Below are 15287 nucleotides of genomic sequence, written 5' to 3' on the forward strand. Positions count from 1 at the left end.
GTTCATTCACACCATCGCTGCCACGCGTTGATCGGCAGGCGCCGACGCGGAACACTGCGCGGTCCCTCTTTATCCCGCCTGCCGCGATGCGCCGCCTGCCTCCCAGCCCTCTGCCGTCCCTGCCCACCCTCGCCCGCCGGCTGGTGGCCGAAGGGATCGGCACGGCCTTGCTGGTCGCCATCGTGGTCGGCTCCGGCATCCGCGCGGAACGGCTGGCCGATGGCGATACCGCGTTGGCGCTGCTCTGCAACGCGCTGGCCACCGGCGCGGGTCTGCTGGCGCTGCTGGTTTCGTTTGGATCGATCTCTGGCGGGCACCTGAACCCGGTGGCCAGCCTGTCCGCCTGGCTGCAAGGCCGCCTGACGGCGCGCGAGGCGCTGCCCTATGGCATGGCGCAAAGCACCGGCGCCGTGGCCGGCGCGATGGCGGCCCATGCGATGTTCGGCTTGCCCGTGCTGGAGATGTCCACGCAGGTGCGTACCGGCGGAGGAATGTGGTGGAGCGAGTGCCTGGCCACTTTCGGCCTGGTCGGACTGGCAATGGCCACCGCGCGTACCCGGCCCGCCAGCGTGCCGTTTGTCGTGGCCGGCTATATCACGGCGGGATACTGGTTCACGTCCTCGACGTCATTCGCCAATCCGGCGCTGACGCTGGCGTGTGCGCTGACCGATACGTTCACAGGAATTCGTCCGGGCGATGTGCCGGCTTTCGTGCTGGCGCAAATCGGCGGCGCGCTGGTCGCCACCCGGCTGTTCCAGTGGCTGTGCCCGGCTGAGTATCCGGCAGAGTGTCCGGTCGAGGGCCTGTTACCAGCGGCGGTTGAGCTGCACGCCGAAGATCGAGCCGCTGGTCTGCGTGGCCCAGGCTTCGGCGGGCGTGGCGAACGTGATGCCATCGACGTCGCTGGCGCGGCTGTAGGTGTAGAACGCGCGTAGGTTGGCGTTGCCGGTGGACTTGCCGAGCGTGAAGGTCGGCGCCACGGTCAGCGCGGTGCGCTGGCCACCCACGCCAAACCCGGACGAGATCTGGTCGTGCGCGACCTCGAAGTTGAGCCGGAACTGGTCGTTGGCCACATAGGCCGGACGGAAGCGCGTGGCCGCCCATTGCAGCGTGCCAACCGGCGAGCGGTCCAGCTGCAGGCTCGATTCCACCGAGCCGCCGATGCCCGAGCGGCCCTTCCACTCCATCGATTCCGCCACGCGCACGCGCGAGAGCGATGCGCCCATGCCCGTGTAGCCGGTCATGGCCATCCGCGCCCCCTGTCCATACTGCACGCCCAGCCGGTTGGTGCCCATCAGCACGCCCTTCTGCTCGTGCATGGCCGAGGCCCACCAGGCGCTGCCGGTGTCCTCCATGGCCGAGAGCGGCTCCACGCGCGTGAAGCCCAACTGGATATTGCCCTTGTCATTGGTGTCGATCGGGGCGCTGCGCAGGCTGTGATAGCTGGGCAGATGGGCGCCGTTCAGATCGTTACGTGCGGTGTATTGATAACTGAGTCCGAAATCGCCCAGCTTGGCGTTATCCACCCCAAACCGCATCGAGGGCGAGTTGGGCGGCAGCAGGCCGGACGACATCAGGAACGGGTTGCTCTCGCGCCGGCCGGCCCAGACGCTGGCGCCATCGAGCACGGACACGCCCGAGAGGCCGGTGACGGCGGTATAGAACTGCGGCACCAGCGCGTAAGGGTCCACGGCGGCGGCGTTGCCGTTGACCGAGGTGGCGTTGGTGCCCTTGGCCTGCGCCACGAGCTGGACCTGGGTGCCGCCGCCGATGTCGGCCAGCGATTCGCGGATCTTCACCTCGCCGGTGCTGGTGCAGGCCAGCCCGCCCCCCAGCCCGACCGACGGCGTGCCGCCGCCGGGGCAGGCGCGCTGCGTACTGGCGCGGTCCTCGACCGCCGCGCGGCCGCTGTAGCCCATGCGCCATACCGTGTCGCCAGCGAGATCCTCGGCCGGCAACTGGGAGCGGAGCACCGGAGGCGCATCGGAAACCGTACCCGCTTCAGCGGTATCGACTTGATCGCCGGCGTTCGTCCCATCGGCGGCAGTCGCGCGTGCCGGCTGGACCGCCTGCGCCGGGAATTCACCCAGCCGATGCGGGAACAGGACCAGCGGCGGTGGCGGGGGCGGCGGGGCGGCGGCGGATTCGGGCGGGCCGACGAAGTCGGGGTCCACGGTGTTCTCTGCCGTGACGGTTGCCGGGGCGTCGGCGGGTGCCGAATTCGCCTCATTCGCCCCATTCGTCGGATCCGTCGCATTCGTCACATCGGCAGGCTTGCTCGCGCCCGGGGCGATGGTGGGCTGGATCAGGTCGTACAGCGGGTCAGTCGCCGGCGCGGCAGCAGCCACGGGCGCAGCGGTAGGACCGCTCGCCGGGGCCGAATTCGACGCCGTGGCCGTCGACGGCACCGTGCTGGCCGATATTTGTGGCGGTGCCGCCACTTGATTGCCGGTCTGCGCGCAGGCAACCATGCCCCAGGCTGCCATGACGGCAAACGTGAGACGGCGGGAACGCAGGCGAGCGAATCGGGGTACAGGCAGCAGCATGGAGGCGGTGACGGCGCGCGGAGCGCCCGATGGGGGCTCCGTTTTTTAACAGGCGAACTTTTTGACCGCAAGACGGGTTACAAAATCCATCAAACCGTGCGGCATCTCACATTGCGAAAAGATCACCTCGCGCCACCGCGAGGCAGCGCGCCAGTCTCTCCGTAAACCGTTGCAGAAGTGCGAATCCCTAGCGAAAACCCGCAGTCTGGAGTGTGGTCGTGCGCAAAACGCCACCGCTATAATCGACCGGCTGTTTTGGACTTGTCCTATGGGTGGGGCAGTCAACGCACATATATCTATAAGAGGAGATGTCATGGAACGTCGTTCCTTCCTGTTGAAAGCATCGGCTGTGGCCGCTACGGGGGCCCTGGCCGCGTGCGGCAAGGAAGACAAACCCGCCGCGCCCGCGGCGTCGGCCAGCGCACCGGCTGCGCCGGCCGTGGTCGGCAGCAACCCGGCGGTGGAATGGCGCCTGGCATCGAGCTTCCCGAAGTCGCTGGACACCATCTACGGCGCTGCCGAACTGCTGTCCCAGCGTGTGAAGGAGCTGACCGACGGCAAGTTCAACATCAAGGTGTTCGCCGCCGGTGAAATCGTGCCGGGCCTGCAGGTGCTGGACGCCGTGCAGAACCAGACCGTGCAGATCGGCCACACGGCCGGCTACTACTACTTCGGCAAGAACCCGACGCTGTGCTTCGACACCACCGTCCCGTTCGGCCTGACCGCGCGCCAGCAGACCGCCTGGATGATGCAGGGCAACGGCATGAAGCTGATGCGCGAGTTCTTCAAGGAATACAACGTCGTCAACTTCATGGGCGGCAACACCAATGCCCAGATGGGCGGCTGGTTCCGCAAGGAAATCAAGACCGTGGCGGATCTGCAGGGCCTGAAGTACCGCATCGCCGGGTTTGCCGGCGTGGTGCTGCAGCGCCTGGGCGTGGTGCCGCAGCAGATTGCCGGGGGCGACATCTACCCGGCACTGGAAAAGGGCACCATCGACGCGGCCGAGTGGGTGGGCCCGTATGACGACGAGAAGCTCGGCTTCTACAAGGTGGCGCCGTACTACTACTATCCGGGCTGGTGGGAAGGCAGCGCCCAGCTGTCGTTCTACGCCTCCGCACCGGAGTTCGAGAAGCTGCCGGCGCTGTACAAGCGCGCGTTGGAGACGGCCACCATCGAGGCTCACACCAACATGATGGCCAAGTACGACACCGTGAATCCGCAGGCGCTGGCCCGTCTGCTGGAGAACGGCGTGAAACTGCGCCCGTTCTCGAAGGAGATCATGGAGGCGTGCTTCAAGGCCACGCAGGACGCGTACGCCGAGGAAACCGCCAAGAACCCGTCGTTCAAGAAGATCTATGACGACTGGCGCGTGTTCCGCAACAACGAGGCCGCCTGGTTCAACGTGGCCGAGCAGGGCTTCGCGCAGTTCAGCTTCTCCCGCAAGCTGTAAGGCATTGCGGTGATCTGATGTGATGCCATCGCCTCTCCCACCCGGGGGAGGCGAGTCTCAACGCCAATTGCGGCGTCCCGGTAGAATCCGCGCACCTACCGGACACTCCCATGCAACTCGGCATCTTCTACGCGCTGCTCGCGTACGTCATCTGGGGCCTGCTGCCCCTCTATATCAAATCCCTCCACGGCGTGGCGCCGCTCGAGATCCTGCTGCACCGGATGGTGTGGTCGCTGGTCTTCCTGGGCGCAATCCTGCTCTGGCGGCGGCATTTTGGCTGGCTGCGCGAGGTCGCGGGCAATCCGCGCCTGATCCTCGGCTTCGCGGCGAGCGCCGCCCTGCTCTGCGCCAACTGGTTCCTCTATATCTGGGCGGTGTCGGCCGACCGCGTGGTCGATGCGAGCCTGGGCTACTTCATCAATCCGCTGTTCAGCGTGCTGCTGGGCGTGCTGTTCCTGCACGAGCGGCTGCGGCCGGGGCAGTGGCTGTCCATCGCCATCGCGGCGGGGGGCGTGGTGTGGCTGACCGTGAGCGCCGGGCAACTGCCGTGGATCGCGCTGGCGCTGGCGGCGTCGTTCGGCGGCTACGGGCTGCTGCGCAAGACCGGGGCGCTGGGCGCCCTGGAGGGCTTGTCGCTGGAGACGCTGCTGCTGTTCCCGATCGCGGCCACCGCGCTGGGCGTGATTGTCTTCACCGGCCAGGACACCTTCCGCAGCGCAGCACCGGGTACGCAGGTCCTGCTGCTGCTGGCCGGCCCGATCACGGCGGTGCCGCTGCTGTTCTTTGCCGCCGGCGCGCGCCGGATTCCGCTCTCGCTGCTCGGCCTGCTCCAGTACACCGGCCCGACGCTCCAGCTGCTGCTCGGCATCTGGCTGTGGCACGAGCCGTTCCCGGCCCAGAAGCAGCTCGGCTATGCGCTGATCTGGGTGTCGCTGCTGATCTACGCGCTCGAAGGGGTGTGGGTTTCCCGCCGCAATTCCCTCAAATCCATCAGGGCGACAAATGAAGCGTAGGTGTAAATCGATGGATCGATTCGTCTGGGGAATATCGGGCTAACCCCCTCTCGGCACGCGAGGGCCGACGCACTATACTGTACGTTTATACAGTATCGACGACACGCACGCCCCCATTCGCCATGTCCAGCCCCGTCCGGCGCATCGCCCACCTCGACATGGACGCCTTCTATGCGTCCGTCGAATTGCTCCGTTATCCCGACCTGCGCGGCCAGGCGGTGGTCATCGGCGGCGGCCGCAATGCCGTGCCGGAGACGCTGCCCGATGGCTCGCGCCGCTATGCCCGCCTGCGCGACTACGTGGGGCGTGGCGTCGTCACCACGTCCACCTACGAAGCCCGCGCGCTGGGCGTGTTCTCGGCCATGGGCATGATGAAGGCCGCCAAGCTGGCGCCAGACGCCATCCTGCTGCCGACCGATTTCGATGCCTACCGCCGCTACTCGGGCCTGTTCAAGGCCGCCGTGCGCACTTTCACCGAGCAGGTGGAAGACCGCGGCATCGACGAGATCTATATCGATCTGACCGAGGTGCCCGGCGAGCCGGCCGAGGTGGCCGCGCGCATCAAGGCGGCCGTCAGCGAGGCCACCGGCCTGACCTGCTCCATCTGCGTGGCACCCAACAAGCTGCTGGCGAAGATCGGGTCCGAACTCGACAAGCCGGACGGCCTGACCCTGCTCACCCCGGCCGACATCCCCCGCCGCATCTGGCCACTCGCGGCGCGCAAGGTCAACGGGATTGGGCCGAAGGCGGCCGAGAAGCTGGCCGGTATCGGCATCGAAACCGTGGGCGACCTGGCCGAGGCCGACCAGGGCGTGCTCCAGACCCACTTCGGCCGCAACTACGCGGGCTGGCTGATCGAGGTGGCCCATGGGCGCGACGACCGCCCGGTGGTGGTCAGTTCCGAGCCGAAGTCGATGAGCCGCGAAACCACCTTCGAGCGCGACCTGCACCCGCGCGTGGACCGTCCGCTGCTGTCCGAATCGTTCACCAGGCTCTGCATGCGCGTGGGCGAGGACCTGCGCCGCAAGGGCTATGTGGGCCGCACGGTGGGCATCAAGCTGCGCTTTGACGATTTCCGCACCGTCACGCGCGACCTGACCATGCCGGCCCATACCGCCGATGGCGCGGCGATCCGGCGCGGCGCCACGGAATGCCTGAAGCGGATTCCGCTCGAACGGCGCATCCGGCTGCTCGGCGTGCGCGTGAGCGCCCTGATCCCGGCGGACGAACAGGGCGATGACCCGGCGCCGGTGCAGGAGGAGTTCCGCTTCGAGGACGAGCGGCCGGATGCACGGGAATGACCCTTCCAGCGCATCTATCTATCTCCCCGTAGAATCGGCGGCTTCGAGCAAGAAGGCGTCCCCATGACCACCTCCGCCACCGAGCGCGCCGCCGCGCCCGCCACCTGGATCACGCCGCTGCTGGCCACGGCTTGCGGCATGATCGTCGCCAATCTCTACTACGCCCAGCCGCTGATCGGCCCGATCGCCCGGTCGCTCCACCTCTCGCCCGAGATTGCCGGGCTGATCGTCACGCTGACCCAGATGGGCTACTGCGTGGGACTGGTGCTACTGGTGCCGCTGGGGGACCTGGTCGAGAACCGCAAGCTGATCCTGTCGCTGATCGGCGGCTGTGCCGTGGCGCTGACGGCGGCGGCGCTGGCCACCCACGCCAGCGTGTTCCTGGTGGCAGGCTGCGCCATCGGCCTGTGCTCGGTGGCGGTGCAGGTGCTGGTGCCGTTTGCGGCGCACCTCGCTCCGGACCATATCCGGGGTCGCGTGGTCGGCAACGTCACCAGCGGGCTGCTGATGGGGATCATGTTGGCGCGGCCGGTGTCGAGCCTGATGGCCGGCCTGACGGGCGGCTGGCACACCATCTTCGCGGTCTCGGCGGTGGCCATGGTGCTGCTGGCACTGGTGCTCGCGCGCAAGCTGCCGCGCCGCCAGCCAGCGCGGGGCGTGAGTTACGGCCAGATGCTGGCGTCGATGGCGCACCTGCTCCGTACCCAGCCCGTGCTGCGCCGGCGCGCGCTGTACCAGGCCAGCATGTTCGGCGTCTTCAGCCTGTTCTGGACCACCGTCCCGCTGTACCTGGCCGGGCCCGCGTTCCGCATGTCGCAGACCGGCATCGCCGTGTTCGCGCTGGTTGGCGTGGCCGGCGCCATCGCCGCGCCGATGGCCGGCCGCTATGCAGACCGGGGCCACAGCCGCCAGATGACCGCCATCGCGCTGGCCATCGGCGCCGGGTCGTTCCTGCTGAGCCGGGTGGGCGCGGAGGGGTCGATGACCTCGCTGCTGGCGCTGACCGTGGCGGCCATCCTGCTCGACTTCGGCGTGTCGGCGAACCTGGTGGTCGGCCAGCGCGCCATCTTCACGCTCTCGGCCGAGCACCGCAGCCGGCTGAACGGCCTGTATATGGCGATTTTCTTCCTCGGCGGCGCCACGGGCTCGTGGCTGGGCGCCTGGGCCTTTGCGCGCGGCGGCTGGCCGCTGGCAAGCTGGATCGGCTTCGCGCTGCCGGCGCTCGCCCTGCTCTACTTCCGGACCGACCGGCACTGAATTCGACACCAAGCCCGGCACTGAGCCCGGCGCGCTGACCGCGCCACCCCCTCCCGAAGTCCCGTTTGCTGCACTACACTGGCCGAGCGTTGTCCTCGATCGTCACAGTTTCGTTGCAGTGCCCGCTAACGCGGGACTTGCCCGGAGGCCCCCGATGCCATGGCGCAAACTGGTGCCGCGACCGCGATGGCTACCGCGCGCGGCGGTCATGCGCCCGCAGCGGGTCGTGATCTGGTGTTTCAGCCTCGTGCTGGCGCTGACGCTCGCCGTTGGCCTGCGCGACCTCTACACGCTGCGTGAGCGCGTGATTGCCAGCCATCAGCACAATCTCGCGCTGCGCGCGATGGGGCTGGAGGCTGCGGTGTCGTCGGAGCGCTTCCGGCTGTCGTTTGTGCGCGACTACGCGCGGCAGTTGATGCGGATGGAGGCCGTGCCGGCAGTTGGTGTCTCGGACCCCGCCATCGAACGGGCTTTCGCCGCGCGCAACGCGCCGATCTGGCAGATGGAAGTCCCGCTCGGCGATGCCCCCGTGGTCGGCGTATCACCGCAGACCCTGGCCGGCCTGCCCGGCTTCGAGCGCCGCGTGGACGACCTGCGCGCCGACCTCTTCGCCGCACGCCAGCTGAGCCACGTGCTGGGGCTGACCATGGGCGTGGACGAGATTCGCAACTCGGTCACGTTCATTTCCAGCAACGGCTTCTTCGTGACCTACCCCGCGGTGCCGGCCGACAAGGCGCCCGCGTTGCTGCAACGCTTCGCGAGCATGCCCTACTACCGCGACCTCCTGCCCGACCGTAATCCGGGCCAGCAACTGCGCTGGGCGCCGCCTTATCGCCAGTTCGAAAGCACCGAGCTGCGCACCACGCTGAGCGTGCCGATCTATGTGGAGGCGCGCTTTCGCGGCGTGGTAGCGGTGGATGTCTCGCTGAAGCACATCCAGGCGCTGCTCGGCGCGCCGAGCGACGACTCCCCGGCCCTGAACCGCTACCTGATGGACAGCGCCGGCCGGCTGATCGCGGCAAACCATGACCACCCGAGCACGGACCTGCGCTGGCCTGACGTGCTGGGCGACGCGTGGCACGACGTGGGGCCGCAGACGCTGTTCGCCACCGACGGCCCCGGCATGCGCAAGGGCGAGGGCGGCTATCTGTTCTACCAGCGGCTGGGCACCGGCCAGTGGATGCTGCTGGAGGCAGTCTCGACCGCCCAGCTATACGGCGAAGTCTTCTCGCGCATCAGCAAGCCCCTGCTGTACGTATGGATCGCGCTGCCGCTGCTGATGTGGATCTCGGTGAGGCTGGTCTCGCTGCTCTTCAGCTACTACCTCGCGCTGGGCCACAAGCTCCAGCAACTGGCCGAGCGCGATCCGCTGACGGACCTCGCCAACCGGCGCCATTTCGGCGACCAGTTCGCACAGGCGGCGGCGCGGCGCGAGCGCGACGGCAGCGCGCTGTCGATGCTGATGCTCGACATCGACTATTTCAAGAAGGTGAACGACCGCTGGGGCCATGCCAGCGGCGACCATGTGCTTCAGCGCCTGGCCACGGCACTGCGCGAAAACATGCGCGCGATGGATGTGCCGGCTCGTCTGGGTGGCGAGGAATTCGCCGTGTTGATGCCCGGCGCCACCCTGGCCGAGGCCAGGGCCAGCGCCGAACGGCTGCGCGTGACCCTGGCCGCGATCCCGGTGGAGCCCGCCCCGGACGCGCCCACGTCAGCCACGCAGGGCGACCCCGGGGCGCGCATCCGCTTCACGGTGTCGATAGGCGTGGCCGAAGCCGGGAGCGACGGGGGCCAGACACTCGATGCCATGCTGGCGACGGCCGACCGCCGTCTTTATGCCGCCAAGGCAACGGGGCGAAACCGGGTTTGCGCGGAGGATGCGCGGGCCGGCAATGCAGAGGCACCGCCGGTTGCGGGGTGAGGTGCAGGCAGGTCATGGCGGTGTCCCCGGTCAGCGCAGCAGGAAGGCGATGTCCTCGACGGCAATCACCGAGACCGGGATGCCCTTGCGGCGCTGGAACAGGATGTGCTGCTGCACACGGCTGCGTTGCTCCGCGAACACGGCCGGGTCCACCGGCATGCCGCTGCGCGCGTAGTGCTGCACCAGCAGCTTGTAGGCGCGATGGCGGATCAGGAGGGTCTCGTTCTCGGCGCGCAGGCGCTGCCATTCGGCGGGGCTGAGGTCGAGGGTGTGATTGAGTTCGTCGAGCGTACGCGCGTGGAGGTCGCGGTAGAGATCGCGCTCGGCTTCGGCGCGATGCAGCTCGTCGCGCAGCGCCATGATCTTGTGCTGGAGCTTCAGTGTCTGCCCCACCGCCGCCTGCATGCCCTTGGCGGCCTCGAGCGCCTGGCTTGCTGCGGCCATGGTGCTCTTCCACAGTCCACGGTCGGTACCCGCGCCCGTATCCAGCTCCGGCGGCCACACGTCGGCAGCCTTGATCGTCGTATCCATTGTTGACCCCAGTTGACACCCATCAGGCCCGTCGCCTCGTTGTGCGCGGGTCCCTTTTTCATCGTTTGTCCGTTGCCCGTTCCGCACTGCAACGTGCGGCAGGCAACTGTGGTCAATCGTAGTGATATGTCTGACGTCAGCCAAGTCAAAGATGTTTAGATCAGACTTCCTCGCGCTTGTCTGTGGCGAAAACCATGCAGTGGGTAGTGCGCGGGCCGTCCGGCGCATGTCGGAGCGGCCAGACAAAGCAGACAACCCCCACGTAAACCCCATGCGAATTCCTGTCGGTTTGACAGGCTTTTGACAGTTACCGGCCTCTAGAATCCGGCCCACAGCTATCACTAGCTATCCATTCCAAAAAAAGACAGGAGACCGCGATGCCTCGCACGCTTGCCCGCTTTGCCCATGTCGTCCTCGCCGCCGCCACGCTGGCCGCGGCCCCGGCCTACGCCGTGGACAGCCTGAAGGTCATGATCGGCGCCAACCCCGGCGGTGGCTACGACCAGACCGGCCGCACGATCGGCGCGGCGATGATCGCGGCGGGCACCGCCAAGACCGCGTCCTATGACAACAAGGGCGGCGCCGGCGGCACCATCGGCCTGACCCAGTTCGTCAACACCGACAAGGGCAACCCCAACGCGCTGATCGTGACCGGCGCCGTGATGGTCGGGGCCATCGAGACCAACCATCCGCCGGTGACGCTGAAGAACGCCACGCCGATCGCCCGCCTGTACGCCGACACCATGGTCCTGACCGTGCCGGCCAGCTCGCCGCTGAAGTCCATCAAGGACCTGACCGCGCAGCTCAAGGCCAACCCGGGCAGCGTGAGCTGGGGCGGTGGCTCCAAGGGTTCGATCGACCACATCCTGGCCGGCCTGATCGCCAAGGACATTGGCGTGGATCCGAAGAAGATCAACTACGTGCCGTTCGCGGGCGGCGGCGAAGCCTCCGCGTCGATCATGGGCGGCCACGTGACGGTGGGCATCGCCGGCGTGTCCGAGTTCCTGCCCTTCATCAAGAGCGGCAAGATGCGCGCGCTGGCCGTGACCTCGAAGGACCGCACCGCCGACATCCCCACGCTCAAGGAGCAGGGCGTGAACGTGGAGATCTATAACTGGCGCGGCGTCTACGGCGCGCCCGGCATCACGCCCGAGCAGCGCAAGGCGATGATCGACGCCGTGGTCAAGGGCACCGAGAACAACGTCTGGAAGGACGCACTGAAGAAGAATGACTGGACGCCCTTCCTGCTGACCGGCGACGAGTTCGGCAAGTTCGTGGAGGCCGAGTCGGTCCGCCTGGGCGGCACGCTGCGCGAACTGGGCGTGGCCAAGTAAGTCCGGCTGATCCCCGGTCGCTGTTAGACGACCCGCTTCACCCGCCTCACCTGCCCCACCTGCGCGCCCCAACAATAATCACAATCCTGTCACGCCAGTCGTGACCGCGCGGGTGGTGGCCATCCCTCCGGGAGCCCACCATGAAACCATCGCATGTCTCCATCGGCATCGCCGTCCTGGCTTTGTCCGCCTTTTTCCTGGCCGGACTGTCCGGCATCTCGGGCGAGGAAGGCTATGCCGGCCTGTCGCCGCGCTTCGCGCCTACGCTGGTGGCCATCGGCCTGGCCGTGTGCGGCGCGCTGCTGACCTGGCAGGGCGTACGCGGCGGCTTCCGCAATATGCCGGAGGAAGATGCCGAGCTGCCCGCGGCACCGCACAACTTCAAGGGCTTCCTGTGGGTGGCGGCGGGCCTGGTGCTGAACATGGCGCTGATCGGCACGCTCGGCTTCGTGATCTCCTCCTCGCTGATGATGGTCTGCGTGGCGCGTGGCTACGGCAGCCGCCGGCTGGTGCGCGATGCGCTGATCGGCCTGGGCCTGACGCTGCCGATGTGGGCGTTGTTCGAATTCTTGCTCGGCATCAACCTGCCGCTGCTGCCGGTCGCCGGCTTTTGATTGGCGGGAGGAATTGCCATGGATACCCTGAACCAGTTGATGCACGGCTTCGCCGTCGCCATCACACCCATCAACCTGATGTGGGCCCTCGTGGGCTGCTTCCTCGGCACCGCCATCGGCGTGCTGCCGGGCATCGGCCCGGCGCTGACCGTGGCGATGCTGCTGCCGCTGACGGCCAAGGTGGAACCCACCGCCGCGCTGATCATGTTCGCCGGCATCTACTACGGCGCGATGTACGGCGGCTCGACCACGTCCATCCTGATGAACACGCCGGGCGAGTCGTCCACCATGGTCACGGCCATGGAAGGCAACCTGATGGCCAAGAACGGCCGTGCCGGCCCGGCGCTGGCCACGGCGGCGATCGGCTCCTTCGTGGCGGGCACCATCGCCACCGTGCTGCTGTCGATGTTCGCGCCGGTGGCGGCGGACGTGGCGCTGCAGTTCGGCCCCGGCGAGTATTTCATGATCATGCTGCTGGCCTTCACGACCGTCTCGGCCGTGCTCGGTTCGTCGCTGCTGCGCGGCATGACCAGCCTGTTCCTGGGGCTCGGCATCGGCCTGATCGGCATTGATTCGCTGTCCGGCCAGACCCGTTACTCGATGAACATCCAGGAGCTTTACGACGGCGTGGACATCGTCGTGGTGGCCGTGGGCCTGTTCGCCGTGGGCGAGGCGCTGTTCAACGCGTTCTTCCCGCAACCGGCCGGCTCGTTCAACAAGCTCAGCTCCGTCCACATGAACAAGTCGGACTGGAAGCGCTCGGTGCCGGCCTGGCTGCGCGGCACGCTGATCGGCTTCCCGTTCGGGTTGATTCCGGCTGGCGGCGCGGAGATCCCGACCTTCCTCTCGTACGCCACCGAGAAGAAACTCTCCAAGCACCAGGACGAGTTCGGCAAGGTGGGCGCCATCGAAGGCGTGGCCGGCCCCGAGGCGGCCAACAACGCCGCCGTGACGGCCACGCTGGCACCGCTGCTGACGCTGGGCATTCCCACCTCGAACACCACCGCCATCCTGCTGGCGGCGTTCCAGAACTACAACCTCCAGCCGGGGCCGATGTTGTTCCAGACCTCGGGCGATCTGGTCTGGGGCTTGCTGGCGTCGCTGTACATCGGCAACGTGATGCTGCTGGTGCTGAACCTGCCCGCCATCGGCCTCTGGGTGCGCATGCTGCGCGTGCCCACGCCGCTGCTGTACGGCGGCATCCTGATCTTTGCCGGGCTCGGCGCGTACGGCATCCGCCAGTCGTGGTTCGACCTGCTGCTGCTGTTCGTGATCGGCCTGCTGGGCATGGCCATGCGCCGCTTCGACTTCCCCACCGCGCCGGTCATCGTCGGCCTGATTCTGGGGCCGATGGCCGAGAAGCAGCTGCGCAATGCGCTGTCGATTGGCCAGGGGGACTGGAGCCTGTTCGTCAAGCAGCCGATCTCCGCCACGATCCTGGCGATGACGGTGGCCGTGGTGGTGGTGCCGCGCGTGCTGCGCTGGCACGCCAGCCGCAGCAGCGCCCGCGCCGCCGCCGACAACGCGGCGTAGCCTTAGTCGTAGCCGTAGCCGTAGCCGTTACCCGCCCTCGCCGGCGGGGTCTTGCAGTGCATTACACGGGGGGCTGCGGCCCCCTGTATCATTGGCGCAAACCCGCTCGACAGGATCGCCATGCCGGAACCGACCTCCGCACCGACCGCAGCGCCCGCCTTCACCCTGGCCGATGTCGATGCCACGCTGGAACGCGTGCTCGCCCCGTGGGTGCGCCAGCTTGGCCTGCGTGCCGAGGCGGTGGACGACCAGGGCGTGACGCTGCGCCTGCCGTTCAATGAGAGCTTTCGCCATGCCGGCGGCGTGGTGTGCGGCCAGGTGCTGATGTCGGCGGCCGATACGGCGATGATCGTCGCCATCTCCCGGGTGCTCGGGGAATTCCGCCCGATGACCACGGTCAGCCTGACCACCAACTTCATGCGGCCCGTGATCGACGGCGACGTGCGCGTGCGCGCCAACGTGCTGCGGCTCGGCAAGACCGTGGTGTTCGGCGAGATCGAGCTGACCGGCACCGACGGCAAGCTGGCGGTGCAGGCCACCACCACTTACGCGCTGCTCTGACATCCAAGACATCCGACGATGATGACTGGCGCCGCGCCGACGCTCTCCGCCCCTCCCCAGCCGCTCTCCCGGTCGCGCTCCCAGCCGTTCGACCAGATCGTGTTCGCCGGCGGCGGCAACCGATGCTGGTGGCAGGCCGGCTGGTGGGACACCGTGGCGCCCGAGCTGGCGCTGCGGCCGCGCGTGATTGCGGGCATCTCGGCCGGGGCGGCCACGGCGTGCATGGTCCATGCGCACGATTCGCACCAGACCATGGCCTATTACCGCGACATCCTGGCCAACAATACGCGCAACGCCTACTGGGGCAACCTGCTGCGGCGCGAGCGCGTGTTTCCGCACTACGGCATCTATCGCAACGCGCTGCTGTCGCTGTTCGGCGATAACCGGCTCGCGCGGCTCCAGGCCGCGCCCGAGATCCGCATCGGCGTGGCGCACATCCCGCCGTGGAGCGGCCCGCGCCTGGCCGTGGCTGCCGGGCTGCTCGCGTACAACATCGACAAGCACATCCTCAAGACGCTGCACCCGCGGCTGGGCCGCAAGCTGGGCTTCCGGCCCGAGTTCGTGCGCGCACAGGATTGTGCTTCGCCCGAGGATCTGGCCGATCTGCTGTTGCAGTCGGCCTCCACGCCGCCATTCACGCCGGTGCTGAAGCGCCAGGGGCGCGCGGTGCTCGACGGCGGGCTGGTGGACAACGTGCCCGTCGATGCGCTCGACCCGGCCCCTGGCAACGTGCTGGTGCTGGTGACGCGGCTGTATCCGCGCCCGCGCCGCTTCGTGCTGGCGGAGGGGGGCCAGCGGCGGCTGTACCTGCAGCCGTCGCAGCGCGTGCCCATCTCGAGCTGGGACTACACCCGGCCCGAGGCCATGACACATGCTTACGATCTGGGCCGGCGCGACGCGGAAGCGTTCCTGCGCGACTGGCCTGCGATCCGGGACGAGGAATTGTTGCCGGCGCCCTGAGTGGTTGCGCCCAGGGGCGCCGGTCGGTCGTGTTGAATGCGGCGCTGCGCCGCGTACAAGGAGACATGGATGACAAAGCGCCAGGCAACACCCGAGACCACCACCCCGGCACCGGCCAAGGAGCGCCGCCGCGCGCGCGAGATCAGCGCGGCGCCCGTGGTGGAGAATGTGCCGCGCCGCAAGCGCAATGGCCGGCCGGGCAAGGCGCGCGAGGCGGACCTCGTCGTCATCGGCGCGGGTTCCGGCGGCGTGGCGGCGGC

At 68.0% G+C, this 15287-nt stretch carries 12 protein-coding genes and 2 pseudogenes; 12 read left to right on the forward strand and 2 right to left on the reverse strand.

Annotated elements, in window-relative coordinates; genetic code table 11:
* Nucleotides 1–86 precede the first annotated feature (86 nt).
* Nucleotides 87–935 carry an aquaporin gene (locus tag KHO18_RS21110; protein WP_186296976.1) on the forward strand — a complete coding sequence of 283 codons (849 nt, stop codon included), beginning with the start codon at nt 87–89 and terminating at the stop codon, nt 933–935.
* Here KHO18_RS21110 and KHO18_RS21115 read toward each other — a convergent pair.
* A pseudogene (locus KHO18_RS21115) lies at nt 879–2546 on the reverse strand (carbohydrate porin); the annotation flags it as partial. The gene KHO18_RS21110 and the pseudogene KHO18_RS21115 sit on opposite strands and share 57 nt — an antisense overlap.
* Nucleotides 2547–2859: 313 nt before the next feature.
* On the opposite strand from KHO18_RS21115, the gene KHO18_RS21120 reads away from it, so the two are divergent.
* The 5 genes from KHO18_RS21120 to KHO18_RS21140 all read left to right on the forward strand — a co-directional run bounded on the left by KHO18_RS21120 (nt 2860) and on the right by KHO18_RS21140 (nt 9494).
* On the forward strand, nt 2860–3999 hold the full coding sequence (locus tag KHO18_RS21120) for a TRAP transporter substrate-binding protein (RefSeq protein WP_144202708.1): 1140 nt from the start codon (nt 2860–2862) through the stop codon (nt 3997–3999).
* Between the two features lie 110 nt (nt 4000–4109).
* Nucleotides 4110–5012 (forward strand): EamA family transporter RarD, encoded by a 903-nt coding sequence (rarD, locus tag KHO18_RS21125; RefSeq protein ID WP_211943808.1) that lies wholly within the window; start codon nt 4110–4112, stop codon nt 5010–5012.
* A 122-nt stretch (nt 5013–5134) separates the two neighbouring features.
* Complete coding sequence (gene dinB, locus KHO18_RS21130; protein ID WP_144202703.1) at nt 5135–6313, forward strand: DNA polymerase IV; 1179 nt, start codon at nt 5135–5137, stop codon at nt 6311–6313.
* 63 nt (nt 6314–6376) lie between these two features.
* A complete protein-coding gene (locus KHO18_RS21135; RefSeq protein ID WP_211943809.1) occupies nt 6377–7570 on the forward strand; it encodes an MFS transporter in 1194 nt (397 codons plus the stop codon).
* A 154-nt stretch (nt 7571–7724) separates the two neighbouring features.
* Entirely contained in the window at nt 7725–9494 is a 1770-nt protein-coding gene (locus tag KHO18_RS21140; RefSeq protein ID WP_144202699.1) for a diguanylate cyclase, read from the forward strand.
* A 30-nt stretch (nt 9495–9524) separates the two neighbouring features.
* On the opposite strand, the gene KHO18_RS21145 is transcribed toward KHO18_RS21140, so the two are convergent.
* Nucleotides 9525–10025: a hypothetical protein gene (locus KHO18_RS21145; protein WP_211943810.1), complete on the reverse strand. Its 501-nt coding sequence runs from the start codon at nt 10023–10025 to the stop codon at nt 9525–9527.
* A gap of 377 nt (nt 10026–10402) precedes the next feature.
* Here KHO18_RS21145 and KHO18_RS21150 point away from each other — a divergent pair, with 377 nt between their 5' ends.
* The 6 genes and pseudogenes from KHO18_RS21150 to KHO18_RS21175 all read left to right on the forward strand — a co-directional run.
* Nucleotides 10403–11359, forward strand: a complete 957-nt coding sequence (locus KHO18_RS21150; RefSeq protein WP_144202695.1) for a tripartite tricarboxylate transporter substrate binding protein — start codon at nt 10403–10405, stop codon at nt 11357–11359.
* 140 nt (nt 11360–11499) lie between these two features.
* Nucleotides 11500–11973 (forward strand): tripartite tricarboxylate transporter TctB family protein, encoded by a 474-nt coding sequence (locus KHO18_RS21155; RefSeq protein WP_144202693.1) that lies wholly within the window; start codon nt 11500–11502, stop codon nt 11971–11973.
* A gap of 18 nt (nt 11974–11991) precedes the next feature.
* Nucleotides 11992–13506 carry a tripartite tricarboxylate transporter permease gene (locus KHO18_RS21160; protein WP_092290978.1) on the forward strand — a complete coding sequence of 505 codons (1515 nt, stop codon included), beginning with the start codon at nt 11992–11994 and terminating at the stop codon, nt 13504–13506.
* 120 nt (nt 13507–13626) lie between these two features.
* Nucleotides 13627–14067, forward strand: coding sequence for a PaaI family thioesterase (locus KHO18_RS21165; protein WP_144202690.1), 441 nt, complete (start codon nt 13627–13629; stop codon nt 14065–14067).
* Nucleotides 14068–14088: 21 nt separating this feature from the next.
* Nucleotides 14089–15027, forward strand: a complete 939-nt coding sequence (locus KHO18_RS21170) for a patatin-like phospholipase family protein (protein WP_244844973.1) — start codon at nt 14089–14091, stop codon at nt 15025–15027.
* Between the two features lie 69 nt (nt 15028–15096).
* Nucleotides 15097–15287 (forward strand): annotated as a pseudogene (locus KHO18_RS21175) (pyridine nucleotide-disulfide oxidoreductase); the annotation flags it as partial.

The sequence above is a fragment of the Cupriavidus campinensis genome, assembly GCF_905397395.1.
Lineage (GTDB): Bacteria > Pseudomonadota > Gammaproteobacteria > Burkholderiales > Burkholderiaceae > Cupriavidus > Cupriavidus campinensis.